General features: G+C 61.7%; 14 protein-coding genes, 1 tRNA gene and 1 pseudogene. 10 read left to right on the top strand and 6 right to left on the bottom strand.

Annotated features, from left to right (window positions below):
- Positions 1–46 precede the first annotated feature (46 nt).
- A tRNA-Met gene (locus tag DEM27_RS13000) sits at positions 47–123 on the top strand.
- 66 nt (positions 124–189) lie between these two features.
- On the opposite strand, the gene DEM27_RS12995 is transcribed toward DEM27_RS13000, so the two are convergent.
- From DEM27_RS12995 to DEM27_RS12985, 3 genes and pseudogenes are all read right to left on the bottom strand, one after another.
- Positions 190–444 (bottom strand): hypothetical protein, encoded by a 255-nt coding sequence (locus DEM27_RS12995; RefSeq protein WP_205908894.1) that lies wholly within the window; start codon positions 442–444, stop codon positions 190–192.
- Positions 445–707: 263 nt separating this feature from the next.
- Positions 708–3,820, bottom strand: a pseudogene (locus tag DEM27_RS12990) (multidrug efflux RND transporter permease subunit).
- A gap of 10 nt (positions 3,821–3,830) precedes the next feature.
- Positions 3,831–5,000, bottom strand: a complete 1,170-nt coding sequence (locus DEM27_RS12985; protein ID WP_245445811.1) for an efflux RND transporter periplasmic adaptor subunit — start codon at positions 4,998–5,000, stop codon at positions 3,831–3,833.
- Between the two features lie 158 nt (positions 5,001–5,158).
- Between DEM27_RS12985 and DEM27_RS12980 the strand changes: the two genes are divergently transcribed.
- The 3 genes from DEM27_RS12980 (at position 5,159) to DEM27_RS12970 (ending at position 7,662) form a co-directional block, all read left to right on the top strand.
- The gene (locus DEM27_RS12980) at positions 5,159–5,845 is read left to right on the top strand and encodes a response regulator (protein WP_109458678.1); all 687 of its coding nucleotides are present in this window, start codon (positions 5,159–5,161) and stop codon (positions 5,843–5,845) included.
- The gene (locus DEM27_RS12975) at positions 5,845–6,909 is read left to right on the top strand and encodes an ATP-binding protein (RefSeq protein WP_109458643.1); all 1,065 of its coding nucleotides are present in this window, start codon (positions 5,845–5,847) and stop codon (positions 6,907–6,909) included. The genes DEM27_RS12980 and DEM27_RS12975 overlap by 1 nt, the downstream gene beginning before the upstream one ends.
- Positions 6,910–7,140: 231 nt before the next feature.
- Positions 7,141–7,662: a GNAT family N-acetyltransferase gene (locus tag DEM27_RS12970; RefSeq protein ID WP_109458642.1), complete on the top strand. Its 522-nt coding sequence runs from the start codon at positions 7,141–7,143 to the stop codon at positions 7,660–7,662.
- Between the two features lie 314 nt (positions 7,663–7,976).
- Here DEM27_RS12970 and DEM27_RS12965 read toward each other — a convergent pair whose 3' ends face one another.
- Positions 7,977–9,533 carry an indolepyruvate oxidoreductase subunit beta family protein gene (locus tag DEM27_RS12965; protein WP_109458641.1) on the bottom strand — a complete coding sequence of 519 codons (1,557 nt, stop codon included), beginning with the start codon at positions 9,531–9,533 and terminating at the stop codon, positions 7,977–7,979.
- A gap of 8 nt (positions 9,534–9,541) precedes the next feature.
- The gene (locus DEM27_RS12960; protein ID WP_109458640.1) at positions 9,542–11,695 is read right to left on the bottom strand and encodes a thiamine pyrophosphate-dependent enzyme; all 2,154 of its coding nucleotides are present in this window, start codon (positions 11,693–11,695) and stop codon (positions 9,542–9,544) included.
- Between the two features lie 353 nt (positions 11,696–12,048).
- On the opposite strand from DEM27_RS12960, the gene DEM27_RS12955 reads away from it, so the two are divergent.
- The 6 genes from DEM27_RS12955 (at position 12,049) to DEM27_RS12930 (ending at position 18,096) form a co-directional block, all read left to right on the top strand.
- Entirely contained in the window at positions 12,049–13,581 is a 1,533-nt protein-coding gene (locus DEM27_RS12955; protein WP_165823414.1) for an ABC transporter substrate-binding protein, read from the top strand.
- Positions 13,582–13,708: 127 nt separating this feature from the next.
- Positions 13,709–14,716, top strand: a complete 1,008-nt coding sequence (locus tag DEM27_RS12950; protein ID WP_109458638.1) for an ABC transporter permease — start codon at positions 13,709–13,711, stop codon at positions 14,714–14,716.
- On the top strand, positions 14,709–15,602 hold the full coding sequence (locus tag DEM27_RS12945; protein WP_109458637.1) for an ABC transporter permease: 894 nt from the start codon (positions 14,709–14,711) through the stop codon (positions 15,600–15,602). Before DEM27_RS12950 ends, DEM27_RS12945 begins: the two co-directional genes overlap by 8 nt.
- Positions 15,599–16,459 carry an ABC transporter ATP-binding protein gene (locus tag DEM27_RS12940; RefSeq protein WP_109458636.1) on the top strand — a complete coding sequence of 287 codons (861 nt, stop codon included), beginning with the start codon at positions 15,599–15,601 and terminating at the stop codon, positions 16,457–16,459. Before DEM27_RS12945 ends, DEM27_RS12940 begins: the two co-directional genes overlap by 4 nt.
- Before the next feature lie 15 nt (positions 16,460–16,474).
- On the top strand, positions 16,475–17,293 hold the full coding sequence (locus tag DEM27_RS12935; protein WP_109458635.1) for an ATP-binding cassette domain-containing protein: 819 nt from the start codon (positions 16,475–16,477) through the stop codon (positions 17,291–17,293).
- Between the two features lie 209 nt (positions 17,294–17,502).
- Positions 17,503–18,096: a VOC family protein gene (locus DEM27_RS12930; protein ID WP_165823413.1), complete on the top strand. Its 594-nt coding sequence runs from the start codon at positions 17,503–17,505 to the stop codon at positions 18,094–18,096.
- Between the two features lie 7 nt (positions 18,097–18,103).
- Here the strand turns inward: DEM27_RS12930 and DEM27_RS12925 are convergent, their stop codons facing one another.
- A complete protein-coding gene (locus tag DEM27_RS12925; RefSeq protein ID WP_109458633.1) occupies positions 18,104–18,646 on the bottom strand; it encodes a winged helix DNA-binding protein in 543 nt (180 codons plus the stop codon).
- Positions 18,647–18,717 lie beyond the last annotated feature (71 nt).

Raw genomic sequence — 18,717 nt, 5'->3', positions numbered from 1 at the left:
ATTTACGCTAAAGCCGGATAAACTGCGCTGCAGTTTACCCAGAGGACGCGGGGTGGAGCAGCCCGGTAGCTCGTCAGGCTCATAACCTGAAGGCCGCAGGTTCAAATCCTGCCCCCGCAACCAATGACATTTGCAAATTCTCCCACTCGGGAAACCGCTCAAGCAATTCCTCGCGGTAAATGTCGAGCATCATCTCTCTCTTCTCCTCGCTGTCGATCTCGACGGCTTCCGGCCTTTCCATAAAATCGTCGTGGATCTCGAAATAAAGTGGCTCCTCATGTAATCGAGAACGTCCATCTGCACGAGAATAGACGCGATCAGGCCATGGACCTGCAGGCTTGCCGGCTGGTGGCCCGGTGTCTTGCCGACGACGACCTTCTGGACGACACGCAGTTCGATAAGGTCGGTTTTAAGTTCGTGCTTGCTTTTGGATACGGATGGCATGGGCTTTTCCCTTCTGGTTCATGGTACGGAAAAACGCCAAAGCAAGGCGAATGTCGCTCCGGTGGTGCCTCAGCTTGAATTTCCGCTCTCGACATCAGTCCCGCCGTGCGGTGTGCTTCTCCGCCACCGGAAACCTGCCATTTGCTCATCTCCTCTCGCATGGCGGACTTCGGGGCGGACTGCGGACGCTCCGCTCCTGTAGCGTGGAAGATAGAAGCAGACATACCGTGTTTATGAGCTCCTCTTCCAGAAAGCCGCATTGTTCAGGCCTCATTGCCCAGCGTTCGTTGCTGCTGGCGCCGCCGCCCGAGCCGCGTAACGAAAACGTAGAAAACCGGCACGAAAATCACCGCCAGAACAGTGCCGGAGATCATTCCGCCGAACAGCCCGGTTCCGATGGCATGCTGGGTTTCCGAGCTTGCGCCTGAGGCGATGACCAGTGGCACCACGCCCAATGTGAAGGCAAGTGACGTCATGATGATGGGACGCAGACGCAGACGCACGGCGTCGACGACAGCTTCGGCGAGGCCCTGACCATCCACTTGCCGCTTGCGGGCGAACTCCACGATCAACACCGCGTTCTTTGCTGAAAGACCAATGAGGGTGATCAGGCCGACCTTGAAGAAGACATCGTTTTCAAGGCCGCGCAGATAAACCGCAATGACGGCCCCGATAACGCCGAGCGGCACGACGAGCATGACCGAGAGCGGCACCGTCCAGCTCTCGTAGAGCGCTGCCAGCACCAGAAACACGATCAGGAACGAGAAAGCCATCAGTATCGGCGCCTGGGCGCCGGATTGGCGCTCCTGCAAGGATTGTCCCGTCCATTCGACAGCAAAACCCTTGGGAAGCGTGAGCGCCATATGCTCGATCTCGTCCATGGCCTTGCCGCTGGAAACACCTTGCGCCGCCGAGCCGGAAATACTGGTCGACGGGTAGCCATTGTAGCGGGTGACCTGCAGCGGCATGTTCGACCACTGGGGTGTCACGATCTCCGAAAGGCGGACCATCTTGCCGGCGTCGCTTCGGACATGAAGGTTGAGAATATCATCCACCTGCATGCGGCTTGCCGCCTCTGCCTGCAGGATGACCTGCTGCAACCGGCCATCTCGCGGGAATCATTCACATAGGTCGAACCCACGGCGCCGCCCAGCGTATCGCTGATCGTGGAGTATTCGACACCAAGGGCACGGGCCTTCTGGCGATCGACCTTGAGCGTGACGCTCGGACCACTGGGAAGCCCGTCGACGCGGACATCGCTCAGCAGCATGCTCTGCGATGCAAACTGGGTGAGTTGATCCGCGGCGGCGGCAAGCGCTTTGTCGCCATGGTTGGCGCGATCCTGAAGTCTCAACGAAAAGCCTGATGTGGTGCCCAGTTCCTCGATCGCCGGCGGCTTGAGGCTGAGGATCTCGCCCTCGTTCGCGCCGGCCATGGCATCGGTTGCGGCATTTACTTCGTCGTCCACGCTTGTCGTGCGCTCGTCCCAATCCTTCATCGTCGTGAACGACATTGCTGTGTTGGGACCTGAACCCGAGAATCCGAAGCCCATAATCGTGAGGTTGTTGACGATATCCGGTCGGGTTTGCACATGTTTCTCAAAGAGATTGACCACGTCGCGCGTGCGCTCAGCTGTCGCCTCTGCCGGCAGCGTGAAGGATGTCATGAAAGAGCCCTGGTCTTCCTCCGGCACGAATGTGGTCGCCAGCGTTGTGTAGCCATAGGACACTGCGCCGAGAATGGTAAGGTAGACAAGCATCACTCTACCTGTCTTCTGCACAAGTCTCGTAATCCAGCCCGTGTAGCGCTCCGTCAAACGGTTAAATCCACGATTGAACAAACCGAAGAAGCCTTTTCGCTGAAGGTGGCCGTGGTTGACCGGCTTCAACAGGGTCGCGCAAAGGGCTGGCGTGAGGCTGAGCGCCAGGAAGGCGGAGAAGAGGATGGAGACGGCCATCGACACCGTGAACTGACGGTAGATCGCGCCGACCGAACCGGATGCAAATCCCATAGGAAGAAAGACAGCGGTCAACACAAAGGTGATCCCGATCACCGCGCCTGTGATTTCGGTCATGGCCTTGCGCGTCGCCTCACGCGGTGACAGACCTTCTGTCGCCATCAGCCGCTCGACATTTTCGACGACCACGATGGCGTCATCAACAATGATGCCGATCGCGAGAACCATGCCGAACATTGTCAGGACATTGATCGAATATCCGAGCGCCAGCATGACGGCGAAAGTGCCGAGCAATGCTATCGGAGCGACGATGGCCGGAATGAGCGTGTAGCGGATATTCTGCAGGAACAGCAACATGATCAGGAAGACGAGCACCATGGCTTCGGCGAGCGTCTGCGCCACTTTCTGAATCGAGATCTTCACGAAAGGTGCGGTGTCATAGGAGATGGCGTACTCGATCCCTGCCGGCATGGTGAGGGCAAGCTCCGCCAGACGGGCGCGCACCCCGCTCGATGTGCTGACGGCATTGGCGCCCGGCATCATCTGAATGGCGGCTGCGGTGGCAGGCTTGCCGCCATCGAGAATGGCAAAGCTCGACGATTGCGATCCCACCTCGATCCTGGCGATCTCGCCCAGGGTCAACCGCGAGCCATCCGGGCTTGATCGGAGAATGATCTCGGCGAATTCTTCCGGCGTCTGGAGCTGGCCTGTGACGTTGAGCGGCACGCTGACTTTCTGCCCGGGAACTGTCGGGGTATCGCCCAAGCGTCCTGGCGTGACCTGGATGTTCTGGGACTGGATCGCCTGCGTCACCTCGGCTATCGAGATCGAATGCGCCAGCAGGCGTGCAGGGTCGAGCCAGATCCGCATGGCCGCTTCCGAGCCAAACGACTGGACCCGGCCGACGCCGGCCACGCGCTTGAGCTCCGGGGCGACATTGCGCACGAGATAATCATCAAGCGAAAGCGCATCGATCGTCCCGTCCTTCGATTTCAAGGAGACAATCATCAGGAAGCCGGAGGATGCGGATTCCACGGACAGCCCGGCCCGGCGCACCTGCTCGGGAAGCCGGGGCTCCACCGCCTTCAGCCTGTTCTGGATGTCCACCTGCGCAAGCTCCGGATCGGTCCCCGGCTTGAACGTCACGGTAATGGTCGTGGATCCGGACGTATCTGCCGAGGAATCGAAATAGAGGACATTCTTCACGCCCGAGATTTCGCGTTCGATCACGCTGGTGACGCTGTCATTGATCGCCTGCGGCGTCGCACCCGAATAGGTGGCGTAGATGGATACGCTCGGCGGGGCAATGGTGGGGAAGCGCGACACGGGTAATTGTGGAATGGCGATCAGCCCGGCAATGACGATCATGATCGCGATGACCCAGGCGAAGACCGGCCGGTCGATGAAGAATTGCGGCATCATCCGCTCCTTAATTCTGCGTCTGGCTGGAAGATTGCGCCGGCGACGTCTCAAGCGGTTGTCCATCCTGGACCCGCTCCTGCCCCAGCACGACGATGGTTTCGCCAGCCGAAAGACCGCTTTTCACGAGGTACTGCCCGTCGATGACCGGTCCCAGTTCGACAATCCGCCTCGTGCCGGTTTTGTCCGCGGAGACGACGATGAGTTCCGGTCTTCCCGCCGGGTCGCGTGTAACCGCCTCTTGCGGCACCAGAAATGCAGCCGGGTAAACCTGCCGCGGCACCATCGCACGGATGAACATGCCCGGCAGCAGTTGCTGCTCGGGATTGGGGACAAGTATCCGGATCCCAAGGCTACCTGTGGCGCCATCGACCGTGATGTCGGAGAAGATCACTTTTCCGACATGGCCGTAAACCTTGCCCGTTACGGTTTTGATCCCGACCGGCAGTTCTTCCGGATCGCTCATCCCCGCTCCGGACGCTGTTTCGCGCAGACTTTCCAGGCTCATGGAGGATTGACGGACATCCACGTAGACCCGATCGATCTGTTGAACCACCGCAAGCGGTGCGGTTGCGGAGGAAGAAGCAAGTCCGCCTTCCGTCATGAAGGATTGCCCGATTGTACCGCTTATCGGGCTCCGGATGGTGGCGTAGGACAGTTCCAGTTTTCGCCGCGCCAGATTGGCCTTGGCTTCTTCAACGCTCGCCTTGGCCTGGGCCAATGCGGCAGTCGCATTGTTGAAAGCTTCGTCGCTTGTGATCTTCTGTGCCGAGAGAAGCTTGGTGCGCTCGAATTTTACCTGAGCATTCACGCGTTCCGCTTCGGCACGCGCCAGCACGGCGGTTGCTGCATCGGCATCCGCGACGAAGGGAGCCGGCTCGATCTGGAATAGCGGGGCATCGGCCTTAACGAAGGCTCCCTCCTGGAAGAGCTGCTTTTGAATGATGCCGCTAACCTGCGCCCGGATTTCCGCCGTCCGAAAGGCCGAAACCCGCCCCGGCAACTCATCGTAGACAGTGACGGCCTGCGGCTGCACTGTCATGACGCCGACGCGAGCGGGCCGCGGCGCGGAAACTGCGCTGGCCCCGGCATCCGGCTGATCGCTGCATGCGCAGAGGAATAATACCGGCAGGCATAGCATGCCGAATTTCCAGAAACGAGTGCCCCGTTGCATCAGCATTCACCATCCACTTCCCTGAAAAGAGCTTGATGGTGATTCTCTAAGAGGGTTACGTTGGGGCTTTGTGGAGGTTTTGTTGCGATTGTGTGGAGGCGAGAAACGCCTACTCGACCGCGAGGCGGTGCGGTGGCATTGCAGTCGAAAGGAGGGCGATGATCATGGCGGAACTTGTTTTGATTGCCGAGGACGATCTGGAGATCGCCGGTATTCTCGATGCCTACTTTACCCGCGAGGGATTTCGCACGGTGCACGCCCGCGATGGGCAAGTCGCCCTTGATCTGCATCTTTCGCTGAAACCGGATATCGTGCTGGCGGATATAACCATGCCTCGGTTGGATGGCTGGGAGCTTCTCGCCGAAATTCAACGGCGAGGCCGTACCCCCGTCATCATCATCACAGCTCTGGATAAAGACATCGATCGTTTGCAAGGGCTGCGTATCGGCGCCGACGACTACATCGTGAAGCCTTTCAATCCCATAGAGGTGGTTGCACGGGCAAAGGCCGTCCTGAGGCGTACAGGCTTGAGCCGGGCGGGCGCGATGATCCGTGCCGGGAACCTGACAATCGATCTGGACAGCTATCAGGCCAGGATTGAACAGGACGGCGTGGACATTGCCCTCTCCCTGACCCTGACCGAATTCCGGCAGCTGGCGCACCTCGCCCGCACTCCCACCAAGGCCTTTTCGCGAAGCGAACTCGTCGATGCCTGCCTGCCCGGTTCCGACGCGCTGGATCGGACCATCGACAGTCATCTGAGCAAACTGCGCAGGAAACTCGAACAGGCTGGCGGTGAAGGGATGCTGATGAGTATCAGAGGGATCGGCTACCGTCTGGCAGTCGACTGATGATGCTCATGAAGGGACTCAGCCGGCAATTACTGCTCGCCATGGCGTCCGTGACCGTGGCGGCCGGATTGCTGGTCTTTTTCGGGACCTACCTTGCTTTCAGCGCGCTCTTCTATTTCTTTCCATGGTCCGAAGATACCGACAACTGGTTGACAGGCTTTGATTTCATTATCCTGGCTGTCCTTATCTTTATTGCGTTAATCGTTGCGGCCATGGCGTCGGTCCGTCTGGCGCGGCGCATCCTCGAGCCGCTGGAATCACTGGCGATGAGCGCCAGGCGCATAAAGGACGGCGATCTTTCGGCTCGCGCAATTCCCGGCGACCATTCGCTTGGCGAGACGGCCCTTCTCGTCGAAGACTTCAACGCCATGGCCCAGCGTCTGCAGGACATGGCCTCCGATATGACCCTTTGGAATGCGACGATCGCCCATGAATTGCGCACGCCCTTGACGATTCTGAAAGGCCGCCTGCAAGGCATGATCGACGGCGTATTCGAGCCGGATGAAAAGTCTCTTCGTGCTTTGGTGCTGCAGGTCGATTCGCTTGCCAGGCTCGTCGAGGATCTGCGAACGGTGACGTTGGCGGATAGCGGCCATCTCGACCTCCGTCTTCAGCCCATCCGGCTCAAGGATGAGATCGAACGGCTGGCAGAAGCGCTGGAACAGGAGTTGAAACAGGACGGTTTCGAACTTCGGCTTCAACTTTCCGATCCTCTGGTGTCCGCCGATGCCATGCGGATTCGCCAGGTGCTCCTCGCGCTCGTCACCAATGCCCGCCGGTATGCAGTGCGCGGCGACGTCGAGATCAGCCTGCAGGTGGAGGATGGGCAGGTGATGTTAAGGGTCACCGACGAGGGACCCGGTCTCGACGCCGACATCGCGTCCTCGGCCTTCGAACCCTTCCGCAGGGGCAGGCAACCCCACTTGCTGGAGAAAGGCGGAAATGGCCTTGGCCTGTCGGTGGTTCGTGCCATTGTGGAGGCGCATGGCGGCAAGGTCCGCTACGCGCCTTCCAGCAAAGGCGGGGCGATGTTCGAGATTTCTCTCGGAAGGCCAGTTTCCTGATACCCGCTTGCCAGGGCCGGAACGGCGAGGATCACCCTGTCGTTTCCACGCCCGGCCGCCAATTCCACACAATCTCCACAGGTCCTCCACACAATATCAAGCTCGACTTGCTAGGCACGAAAGCGGCAATCGATGCCACGCGAGGTTGGGGTTTTTAAAGGATGACGCGGAATTGCCCCCGACGTTCCATCCATGAAACTCGTTCGCGCCTTGAACAATCTGAGAGAAGTCATGACCAGTCATAATGTAAGCCTCGCCGTCGCAAGTCCGAACGATCTCGCTGAGTTCAAGAAAGACCTTCAGGAGGCTTTCGCCATCGCAGTCATCGAGGAATTCGGGGAGCTGCCAAACGGCCCCATCCCTTCTGACGAAGATCTCGACAAAGCGAACAACGCTCCAGGTGCTGTTGCGCTGCGCATTCTCCGCGACGGCGAAAATGTCGGCGGTGCGGTGGTAACGATCGATCAGGAGACCCATCACAACACACTCGACCTGTTCTTCCTGAAGGTCGGCGAGCACGGGCATGGTCTGGGTCACAAGGCCTGGCTTGCCATCGAAGCACGCTATCCGCAGACCGTCACATGGCGGACGCATACGCCTTACTTTGAGAAGAGAAACATCCACTTTTACGTCAACAAGTGCGGCTTCAAGATCATCGCGTTCTTCCACGCGCTTCATCCTGACCCTCACCACCCCGGATCAGACGATCCTGTGGGCGGCGAGGGCTTTCAGTTCGAGAAGGTCATGCGATAGCGGATGTTCGATCGTGCGGGTAAATCTTGCCATCAGACATATCCCGGCGTCGCCTCCGGCGACATGGACTGGAGCGCTCGGGCGAGCCTGCCCGAACGATACCCGTGGCATGGAACTGCTGGGGAAATATACGCTGACCTCGAAGGGCTGACATTTCGTCTGCAGCCCAAGGGGCCTCGTGTGCGCCGTCGTTTGGCTTTTGCGCCGGCATGATCAGCAGCGCACATCAATTCGCCAGCAAAATTGCCGGCCAGCACATTCAGGCGCGGTGGGCGAATGGCAGTCCGCTGCCCTTGCCAGCTTCTCCATCGGCATCAGCTGTCCAGCGTCGCCACGGTTTTTAGCGCGCCGTCGAGGGCGATGCCTTTTTCGTCGAGCAGGGCGGCCTGGCGCAGGCGTTTCAGCCAGGCGGCGCCGTCGTCGCGGTGGCGGATGAGCGGCAGGGCGGAGAGGACGCGGTCGAATTTCGACAGGCCGCGGGCGTGGGTGTCGGAATAGCCCTTCACCAGCCGCCGGCAACCGAGCACTTCGACGGCGAGATCGTAGTTGTCGCCGAGCACCGTGGTTGCCGTCTTCAGCCAGGCTTCACAATGCTCCATCTCGCGACAATGCCTGAGCGTGCCGCGCCGGCCGCGGCGCAGGGCCGAGACGATATAGAGACCGCCGAACCAGAACAGCGTGCCGGTCTTTACCCGGCGTCCCTTGTTGACCAGCTTGTCGAGGCGGTTGAACAAGGTGGGGCGGTTTTCGATCCACAGGCCGAGCTTTTTCGGCAGCGTGCCGCAGATCTCTTCCATGCGCGGATGCATGTATTCCGTCGTATAGACGATCTGCCCGTCCCGGGCGCCGACCTCCTTGCGTACCCGTTCGAAGCGCGAGGCGCGCACCTTGAGGTCCGCAACGCGGATGACGTCATCATATGCCATGGCGACGGCGACATATTTTGCCGCCTGGACGGTGAATGCGAAATCCTTCGTTTCGCCGCCGTGACGGCGGTCGAGAGCGAGCAACGCCGAAACGCGGTCGAGATATTCGCCGGCATAAGCCGGGTCCTGGAAATCGGTGAGTTTCTTGACGCCGGCAAACAACATCTGCTGCGCCTGTTCCGGAAACTCGCTGCGGATGCGGTGGACAAGGCGGTCGAGCGCCGGGTGGCCGGCGGTTTCCGGCAGGACGTCGAAGCGTTTGACCGGCGTCGCCGACAGCTTTTCGGTCGGCTTGTCCTTGGCGCGTTCATAAGCGGCGTTGAAGGCTTTCAGGCTCGCCTCGATACCCTTGCCGCCGGCGCGGATGGTCGCCTCGAATGCCTGCTTTGTAAACGGCAAGATCTCGGCGGCGGCCAGTCCGCCGAACAGCGCCGAGGAAATGACGCTGCCGTTTTTCACGGCCAGGCTTTCCATGTCGAAGGCGATGGTTTTTTTCGCGGCAAAATCCGTGGCGTCGATGACGACCACCGGATTGCCGATGCCGTCGCCCGGCGTCTGCTTTTCGCTGACGGCGAAGGAGCGGTGCGTCGAGGCGATCAGCACCGTCTTGTCCGGCGTCACCAGGCCGCGCAGCACCGAGCGGCCGGCTTCCATCAGTTCGGCGGCGATGACGACATCGACATCGCCTGGCGTCGGCATCAGCGAGAAGATCGGCGCATGGCCGTCGCGGGCCGGCAGCATCTCGACGTAATAGATGGTCGCGCCGGTGCGCTGGGCGACACCCGGCACCGAGGTGGTCTGGGCCATCCAGCCCTGCGCTTCCGCCATGTTGACGATCCAGTCGGCGAGCACGCCGCCGCCCTGGCCGCCCATGGCGAGGATGGCGAGCGACAACGGCTTGTCGGTGGAGTGGCGCGTAGCCGGCAGAGAGACGTGTTCGCTCATCACAGGCCTCAATCCGCAAAGACGATGCGGCTCGCCTGGCGGCGCGCCTGCAGCCAGCCGATGACTTTTCCGCGCAGTTTCGCGAGGAAACGGTCCCAGCCGGTCGGGTTATGGATGATGTCGGCACGGTAGAAGGACGGACAGAGCACGGCGGCTTCCGAAACCTCGCCGCAATTACCGCAGCCGACGCAGTTGTTGTCGATCGCCGCCACCGGATCGTCCTTCAGCGGATCGTCGGTGTGTTTTACCGACAGCGACGGACAGCCGGAAAGGCGGATGCAGGCATGATCGCCGGTGCAAACATCCTCGTCGACGCCGAACCGCTCCTTCACCATGCGTTTTCCATCCTTCACCGCCTTGGCGAAGAGCGGCTTGATGCGGCGCTGCTTGTTCAGCATGCATTCGGACGAAGCGACGATGATTTTTGGGCCTTCTTCCTTGGTCGTCAGCGCCTCGCGCAACGTGTCGCGCATCTTGGTGACGTCATAGGTGCGGTCGATCTGGCGCACCCAGGTGGCGCCGATGCCCTTCACCGCGTTGACGATGGAGTTATTGGTCTTGCGCCGCGGGTTGATGGCGCGCGAAGACATGACGTCCTGGCCGCCGGTCGCGGCCGAATAAAAATTGTCGACGACGAGGATGACGCCGTCCTGCTTGTTGAACACGGCGTTGCCGATCGAGGTGGCAAGGCCGTTGTGCCAGAAGCCGCCATCGCCCATCACCGAGATCACCCGCTTGTCTGATGCGACATTGAAGGCGGAGGCCGCCGCCGGCGACAGGCCGTAACCCATCGTCGTCGAACCGATGTTGAAGGGCGGCAGGATGGAGAACAGGTGGCAGCCGATATCGCCGGAGACGTGGTGGTCTCCCAGTTCGCCCTGCACCAGCTTCATGGCCGCGAAGATCGGCCTTTCCGGACAGCCGACGCAGAAGCCCGGCGGACGCGGCGGCACGACTTCGGCAAGCGCCTTGATTTTCGGGTCCCGCAGCACCGGCGTCGGATCGGGGATCGGCGGCTGGTTGCCGAGCAGCACCCGCTGGTATTTTTCGAGAAAGGCCTGCACGCCCTTCACCAGCACCGGCGCGGTATATTCGCCACCCATCGGCAGCACATCCTTGCCGGAGACCTTCGTCTGGATGTCGCGGCGGCGCAGGATGGTGTTGAGCATCTGCTCGATATATTCCGGCGCGCCTTCCTCCACCATCAGCACCGCCTGCTTGCCAACGCAGAAATCGGCGATCTCATCGTCGACGAGCGGATAGGAGATGTTGAGCACATAGAGCGGCACGGAGGAATTGCCGTAGACATCGGCAAGGCCGAGCTGCTGCAAAGCGCGCATCACGCCGTTATAGAGCCCGCCCTGCAGGATGATGCCGACTTCGCCTTCCTCGGGGCCGAAATATTCGTTGATCTTGCGGTCCTTGATGAACGCGACGGCGGCCGGCCAGCGGCGCTCCAGCTTCTCTTTCTCATGGACGAAGGAAGCTGGCGGCAGCACGATGCGGCTGACATCACGCACCGGGTTTTCCAGCGCCTGGCGCAGGGTGAAGTCCGGCCGCCTGTTGTCCTTGGCGACGAACTGGCCGTGCACGTGACAGCTGCGGATGCCGACCTGCAGCATCACCGGCGTATTGGAAACCTCGGACAGCTCGAAGCCTTCCTCTACTGCCTTGACGATCGACGGCAGGTTGGGGCGCGGGGTCAGCAGCCAGAGTTGCGATTTCATCGCAAACGCATGGCTGCGTTCCTGCATGATCGAGGAGCCTTCGCCGTAATCCTCACCGATGATGATCATCGCGCCGCCGGTGACGCCGCCGGAAGAGAGGTTGGAGAGCGCGTCGGAGGCGACGTTGGTGCCGGCGGTCGATTTCCAGGTCACGGCGCCGCGCACCGGATACATCACCGATGCCGACAGCATGGCGGCGGCGGCTGCTTCCGAAGCCGAGGTCTCGAAATGCACGCCCAGTTCTTCCATGACGTCCTTGGCATCCGCCAGCACGTCCATCAGATGCGAGATCGGCGAGCCCTGGTAACCGCCGACATAAGAGACGCCGGACTGCAGGAGCGCCTTGGTGATCGCCAGGATTCCCTCGCCGCGAAAGATGTCGCCTTCGCCCAGTTTGAGATCTTCGACCTCGCGTGCAAAAGACCGTTCTGCCATTTCGAGAATTCCCCTTGCTCCCAAGCGGAGCGTGATCTTATAATCATTTGCAAAATCATATTTTGCGACGCGGCTTTGTGTCAATGCGCAAATTCCGTGGTCTCGGAAAGGAGGGTCGAGCCTTTGAAACAAGCGCAGGAACAGGACGTGGACGACTGTCGGTATATATATGCGATGGCATATATATGACCCCATCGCCGCACCCGTAACGCATCGCTTCTGCGAGAAAGCGCTTGCCAGCAAAAATTGCTTATTTTAACATTAAAGCATTCCGATCAATAAAAATGCCCGGGCAAGGGTGGCGTGGAAGCCGTCTTGCCGGGACCAGGGGAACCGACGGAGTTCAATCCATGATGACGCTTTCCAGACGCCAGGCGCTGGGCCTGGGTGCTGCCGCCTTTCTGACCGGTGTATTTTCCGGGCGTAACCTCGTCTCTGCCGTCGAAAGCGGCACGCTGACGATTGCCTATAACGTCAACCTGCCGTCCTTCGATCCGACGGTCGGTCCTTCCGCCGTCAATCCGTCGATCCAGGCGATCTATCGCTCGGTCTTCGACCAGTTCATCGGCCAGGGGCCGGATCTTTCCTTCCAGCCGGGCCTGCTGACGGCCTGGGGGTGGAACGACGACAAGACCAAGGTGTGGATGGACGTGCGCGAAGGCGTCACGTGGCATGACGGTTCGCCGTTCACGCCGGAAGACGTCGTCTGGTCGCTCAACCGCGCCGCCGACGAAAAGACCGGCAACCCGATCCAGTTCATCTGGTCGACCGCCGGCAACTACACGATCGACGGCAACAGGATCACCGGCGACGTGCTGCGTTTCGAGCCGACCTTCTTCAAGTGGATGGCTTTCCTCACCGGCTACATCCTGCCGAAGGCCTATTATGAAAAGGTCGGGCCCGAAGGTTTCGAAAAGGCGCCGATCGGCACCGGCCCCTACATGGTCGACGCCTACGAGGGCAACGCCTTCCTGCGCCTCAAGGCCAACGAGAATTATTTCGGCGGCAAGCCGGCTTTCGATACGGTTGTCTTCAAGTTCGTGCCCGACGGCACCAGCCGCGTTGCCGAGCTGGAATCGGGCGCTTCCGACATCACGCTCGAAATTCCCTATGAGGAATTTGACCGACTGAAGGGCACGGACGGTTTTGCCGGCGTCGCCACGCCGATTTCCGATATCGGCATGATCTTCCTCAACAACATCGAGGTGATGCTCGACAAGAACGTCCGCCTCGCCGCCCACCACGCCATCGACAAGAAGGCGATCGTCGACCGGCTGCTGCGTGGTTACGGTGTGCCGATCGATACGCTGGAAGCACCGGAGTACGATGCCTACGACCCCTCCATCGTCGTCGGTTTCGATCCGGAAAAGGCAAAGTCGCTGCTGGCCGCGTCCGGCTTCTCCACCGACAAGCCGGCCAAGTTCAAGATCCAGACGACGCGCGGCTTCAAGCCGAAGGACTACGAGATGATCCAGGCGATCGTCGGCATGTGGCGCAAGGTCGGCATCGAGGCGGAAATCGAAGTCTACGAAATCGCCAAGCATTACGAGCTGCGTGCCGCCGACCAGCTGGCGCCTGCCGCCTTCTACAACTGGGGCAACGCCATCGGCGATCCGACCACTTCGACCGGTTTTGCCATGTTCGGCCCGTCGCCGCATTCCGTCTGGAACACCGACGACCTCGACGGCATGATCGGCCCGCTCTGGGGCGAGAAGGACGAAGAAAAGCGCATCGCCGGCTGGAAGGCCGTCAGCAAGTATATTGCCGAAGAGGGTTACGTGATCCCGCTGCTGCAATATGCCCAGCCGCTGCTTTACAAGGCGACGCTGAAGGTCACCCCGAACGTTTCGGGCGCCCTGCAGCCGACGCTGGTGTCGCCGGCCTGATGAGGCATTCCCCCTTCTCCCCGGCAGGGAGAAGGGGGCGCCACAAGCGCCGCTGCAACCCCGCTTGCCACCGTGCAGCCCCGTCGCTACGCTTGTCGCCTTCGTGCGGCCAGGAAATGAAGCATTCATGATTGCCGTCTCTATCCTCAAACGACTTCTGATGGCCGCGATCACGCTGTTCGGCGTGGCGGTGATCGTTTTCGTCCTGCTGCGGGTCGTTCCCGGCGATCCGATCGCCATGATGATCTCGCCCGGCGCCAGCCCGGAAAGCATCGCCGCGCTCCGGGCGCAATACGGGCTCGATGCCAGCCTGCCGGTGCAATTCCTCGTCTGGCTGAAGGCGGTGGTCGTCGGCGATTTCGGCACCTCGATTTCGCTGCGCCGCAACGTGCTGGAATTGTTGGCCGAGCGCCTGCCGGCAACGCTGGAACTGGCGATCGTGGCGCTTCTGGTCGCCGTCGTTCTCGGCGGTGCCGTGGCCGTTCTCGGCACGCTGTTGCGCCGCACCCCGGGCGAGCCGGTGGTCGATACCGTCAACGGCCTCTGTCTTGCCGTGCCGGATTTCGTCTGGGCCCTCGCCTTGGTGCTGGTCCTCGGCGTCGCCTTTCCGGTCTTTCCGCTGTCTGGCCGCATCAATCCCGGCGTGCAGGTGGATTTCGCAACACCCTTCTATCTCATCGAAAGCCTGGTGACGCTGCGCTTCAAGGTTTTCGCCGATGTCGCCGCCCACATGGTCATGCCGGTGCTGGCGCTCGGCCTGCCGCTTGCCGCCATCATCACCCGCGTGCTGAAGGAGGCGCTGCTGGAGGCTATGGTGCAGGATTATATCCTGCTTGCTCGGCTCAAGGGCATGTCGAGCCTCCGCCTCGTGCTGCAGGAGGCGCTGCGCAATGCCATCGGTCCGACCATTGCGCTCACCGGCGTGCAGTTCACCTTCCTGATTGGCGGCACCGTCATCGTCGAGCGCATCTTTGCTTATCCCGGTATCGGCAACATGGCGATCGACGCGGTCATCAACCGCGACCTGCCGCTGATCCAGGGCCTCGTGCTGGTGTTCGGCGCCCTGTTCATCGTTATCAACCTGTTGGTCGACATGCTCGTCGTCGCGTTCAATCCGAGGCTGCGTCATGGCTGATGTCGCTCTGACCCCACCCGCCGTGCGGCGCTCCGGCCTTTCGAAAAACCTGCGTGCCATGCTGCGTGAGCCGAAGGTGCTTGTGGGCGGCGGTTTCATTCTCCTGCTGCTGCTCGTCGCGATCTTCGCGCCCTGGCTGGCGCCCAAGGACCCGCTGGAACAGGACCTGATGCTCGGCAACCTGCCGCCAGCCGGATATCCCGGCACGGAACCCGGCTACTGGCTCGGCACCGACGATCTCGGTCGCGATGTGCTCTCCCGCGTCATCTACGGCACCCGCATCGCGCTCACCGTCGCTTTTGTCGCCGCCGGGCTCGCCGCCCTGTTCGGAACGGTGCTCGGGCTGATCGCCGGCTTTTACGGCGGCTGGGCCGACAAGGTGATCTCCCGGCTCGTCGATATCTGGATGGCCTTTCCGCCGGTGCTGTTGTCGATCCTGCTGGTCGCCGTGCTCGGTTCCGGCATCCATTCCGTCATCGCCGCCATCGTCATCATCGACTGGACGCGGTTCTGTCGTGTGGTGCGGGCCGAAACCCAGGCGCAGGCGAAGATGGATTATGTCGTTGCCGCCCGCACCATCGGTTTTCCACGCCTGCACATCCTCATCCGGGAAATCCTGCCGAATGTCGCGCCGGTGCTGATCGCGCTCGTCAGCCTGGAAATGGGCATCGCCGTCATCGTCGAGGCGATCCTGTCCTTCGTCGGCCTGTCGGTTTCCTCCGATACGCCCACCTGGGGCGGCATGATCGCGCAGGGGCGGCAGATCATCTATCAGGGCTGGTGGGTGCTGGTCGCGCCGCTCGTCGTGCTGTTTGCCACCGTGCTTGCCTTCAACCAGCTTGGCGACGGGTTGCGCCGGGCGCTCGATCCGGTGATGCGCCGATGACCGCTTCCTTGCTCTCCATCTCCGGCCTGTCCGCCGTTTCCGACCGCGAAGGCGGCATGCCGATCCTACGCGACGTTTCGCTGAGCCTGGAGCGAGGCGAAGTCCGCGGCCTCGTCGGCGAAAGCGGTGCCGGCAAGTCCACCATCGCCAAGGCGCTGCTCGGCATCCTGCCGCGCACCGTGCGCGTCACCGGCGGTACCGTCCAGTTCGAAGGCCGCGACCTCTTGACGATGCCGGCGCGCGAACTGCGCGACATCATGGGCGCGCAGATCTCGCTGATCCCGCAGGACCCGCAGACGGCGCTCAATCCCGGCCGGCGCATCGAGGCGCAACTGACCGACGGCCTTCGCCTGCGCCGCGGCCTGTCGAGCAGGGAAGCGCATGCCCGGGCGCTGAAACTTCTGGAAGAAGTGCAGATCCGCGATCCGCAACGCGTGCTGCACGCCTTCCCGCACGAACTGTCCGGCGGCATGCGCCAGCGCGTGCTGATCGCCGCCGCCTTCGCGCTGGAGCCGAAACTGGTCGTTGCCGACGAACCGACGACGGCGCTCGACGTTACCGTGCAAAAGCAGATCCTGCGGCTGATCCGCGACATGCAGAAGGTGCACGGCACCGCCGTCATCTTCGTCACCCACGATCTCGGCGTCGTCGCGCAGATCTGCGACAGCGTCACGCTGCTCTATGCCGGCAAGGTCATCGAGGCGGGGGCGACGGCCGATGTGCTGCAGAACCCGAAGCACGCCTACACGAAGGCGCTGATGGCCGCCGGCCCGCGCTACGACCGGCCGGATGCCGGGCTGGAGCCGGTGCCGCAGGCGGTGTTCGAGCAGTTGCGCGCCGAAATCGGCATCCGTTGAGAGGGCTGGAAAAACATGGCTGAAAACCTCCTCACCGCCACCGGCCTCGAAGTTATCTACGGCGGCAGGCGCGGCGTAAAAGTGCTGCACGGCGTCGATATCGCCATCCGCCGCGGCGAAACCGTCGGCATCGTCGGTGAATCCGGCTCGGGCAAGACGACGCTCGGTCGCGCCCTGCTGCGGCTGGTGGATGTCTCCGCCGGCTCGATCCATTTTGACGGGCGCGAAATCACCCATCTGCCGGAGGCAGAGATGCGGCCATTGCGCCGGCGCATCCAGATGATCTTCCAGGATCCGATGGCCTCGCTCAATCCGCGCCACACGATCCGCCGCATCCTGGTCGAGCCGCTCCTGCTACATGGCCTGGCGAAAAATGCTGCGGAAGCGGAGGCGCGCGTCGCCAAAATCCTCGAACGCGTCACCCTCCCGGCGGCCTGTCTCGACCGCAATCCGCACGAATTGTCCGGCGGCCAGCGCCAGCGCATCGGCATTGCCCGCGCTGCGTTGCTGGAGCCGGATTTCGTGCTGGCCGACGAGATCGTTTCCGGCCTCGACGTCTCGACGCAGGCACAGGTGCTGAAACTGCTGAAAGGCCTTTCGGTCGATCTCGGCCTCGCCATGGCCTTCATCAGCCACGATCTCTCCGTCATCCGCGCCGTCTGCGACCGCGTCTACGTTCTGCGTTTCGGCAAGGTGGAGGAGGAAGGCGCCTGCGCCGAGGTCTTCGCCAATCCGAAATCCGATTATACCCGCATATTGCTCGATGCCATCCCGCTGCCGGAAATCAATCCCGGCTGGCTGGATCCCAAGACTGGAATTGAAGACGCTGCATAAAGCAATTCCAGCAAAAGTGCGTAGCGGTTTTGCGTCCGAAATTGCGTAGAAACAAAAGGATGGAGCATTTTCACGTTTCGAAGAAGCGAGGAAATGATCCAACGGCTGACCGACAGGACATTGCAATTCGACGAACACGTGCCGGGCAGGCGGGCCTCCGGCGCGAGGGTCTTTTCGTGCTCGCGAAAGAGGGGAATGCCATGAAAACCATGTTTGCGACATCGCTGCGGACGCTTGCCGCACTTGCCGTCCTGTCCGGCCCGGTGCTGGCCGATGGCCTGCCGGGACTGCGCGGCCACGATCACACCGGCGTCACCGTGCCCGACATGAAGCAGGCGGTGGATTTTTTCACCGGCGTGCTCGGTTGCGAAAAGGCGATGTCCTTCGGGCCCTTTGCCGACGATAAGGGCACCTTCATGACCGATCTCGTCGGCGTCGATGCCAAGGCGGTCATCCACGAGATCACGCTGGTGCGCTGCGGTTTCGGCTCGAATATCGAGCTCTTCCAGTATTCGGCGCCGGACCAGCGCGACCTCAAGGCGAAGAACAGCGATATCGGCGCCTTCCACATCGCGCTCTATGTCGATGACATCGCCGCCGCGAAGGCTTACCTAGACGGCAAGGGTGTGGCGACGCGGCTCGGGCCGCTGCCGATCGAGCAGGGTCCGGCCGCCGGCCAGACCATCCTCTATTTCCAGGCGCCCTGGGGCATGCAGTTCGAGGCGATCAGCTATCCCGAGGGCATGGCTTATGAAAAGGATGCCAAGACGGTGCTTTGGGACCCCAAGAATCCGGCGAAGTAACGGCCCGTCAGGGGCTGGACCGGCGATGGGTGGCGGCGATGCGCGCCACCTGTTCGTAGATGCCGGTCAAGAGCTCGAGCGTGCGGGTCGCCTCCTCCAGCTTTTGCGGGAAGTTCGGCACCGAACGGACGGCCTCGATCAGCAACGAGGTGCGGATTTCGGCATACCGCTCCGTCACCTCCAGACCTTTCGGCGTCACGGAATAGGTGACGCCGGAGCGGCCGCTGCCCTGGCGCACCACGAGGCCGGCGGCAATCAGCTTGCGCAGGCTGTACTGGATGTTGGGAATGTCCTCGCGGTTGGCAAGCCGGGCAAGATCCTTGATGGTCTTCGGCCGGTCGTTCATGCGGATGATGTGCAGCATGGCGTTTTCCGGCCCGCTGGCGGCAAAATCGATCACCGACGCCAGGCATTCCGATTGCCAGCGGCCGAACGCCTCGTAGGCGCGCATCAGCGCATATTCGATCTCGGCGACATCCACCTCAACGGGGGTGCGCGCCAGGTGCCAGCGCCTGTCGAGGGCGTCGGGGGTCTTTTCGGGCGTTTTCATGCGTCGTGCCTGCCTTCCTGAATGCAAGCTTTAGAAATACTGCCACATGCGGCCCGCGTCCACGCCCAGTC

It is taken from the genome of Rhizobium album, assembly GCF_003122325.1.
GTDB lineage: Bacteria > Pseudomonadota > Alphaproteobacteria > Rhizobiales > Rhizobiaceae > Metarhizobium > Metarhizobium album.
The sequence above is the reverse complement of the archived record's forward strand: the minus strand, read 5'-3'. Positions and strand labels throughout refer to the sequence as shown.

Bases quoted from the DNA above. Each gene is read 5' to 3' on its own strand.
- DEM27_RS12995 (WP_205908894.1), bottom strand. From the start codon at position 444: ATGCCATCCGTATCCAAAAGCAAGCACGAACTTAAAACCGACCTTATC.
- DEM27_RS12985 (WP_245445811.1), bottom strand. From the start codon at position 5,000: ATGCTGATGCAACGGGGCACTCGTTTCTGGAAATTCGGCATGCTATGC.
- DEM27_RS12980 (WP_109458678.1), top strand. From the start codon at position 5,159: ATGGCGGAACTTGTTTTGATTGCCGAGGACGATCTGGAGATCGCCGGT.
- DEM27_RS12975 (WP_109458643.1), top strand. From the start codon at position 5,845: ATGATGCTCATGAAGGGACTCAGCCGGCAATTACTGCTCGCCATGGCG.
- DEM27_RS12970 (WP_109458642.1), top strand. From the start codon at position 7,141: ATGACCAGTCATAATGTAAGCCTCGCCGTCGCAAGTCCGAACGATCTC.
- DEM27_RS12965 (WP_109458641.1), bottom strand. From the start codon at position 9,533: ATGAGCGAACACGTCTCTCTGCCGGCTACGCGCCACTCCACCGACAAG.
- DEM27_RS12960 (WP_109458640.1), bottom strand. From the start codon at position 11,695: ATGGCAGAACGGTCTTTTGCACGCGAGGTCGAAGATCTCAAACTGGGC.
- DEM27_RS12955 (WP_165823414.1), top strand. From the start codon at position 12,049: ATGACGCTTTCCAGACGCCAGGCGCTGGGCCTGGGTGCTGCCGCCTTT.
- DEM27_RS12950 (WP_109458638.1), top strand. From the start codon at position 13,709: ATGATTGCCGTCTCTATCCTCAAACGACTTCTGATGGCCGCGATCACG.
- DEM27_RS12945 (WP_109458637.1), top strand. From the start codon at position 14,709: ATGGCTGATGTCGCTCTGACCCCACCCGCCGTGCGGCGCTCCGGCCTT.
- DEM27_RS12940 (WP_109458636.1), top strand. From the start codon at position 15,599: ATGACCGCTTCCTTGCTCTCCATCTCCGGCCTGTCCGCCGTTTCCGAC.
- DEM27_RS12935 (WP_109458635.1), top strand. From the start codon at position 16,475: ATGGCTGAAAACCTCCTCACCGCCACCGGCCTCGAAGTTATCTACGGC.
- DEM27_RS12930 (WP_165823413.1), top strand. From the start codon at position 17,503: ATGTTTGCGACATCGCTGCGGACGCTTGCCGCACTTGCCGTCCTGTCC.
- DEM27_RS12925 (WP_109458633.1), bottom strand. From the start codon at position 18,646: ATGAAAACGCCCGAAAAGACCCCCGACGCCCTCGACAGGCGCTGGCAC.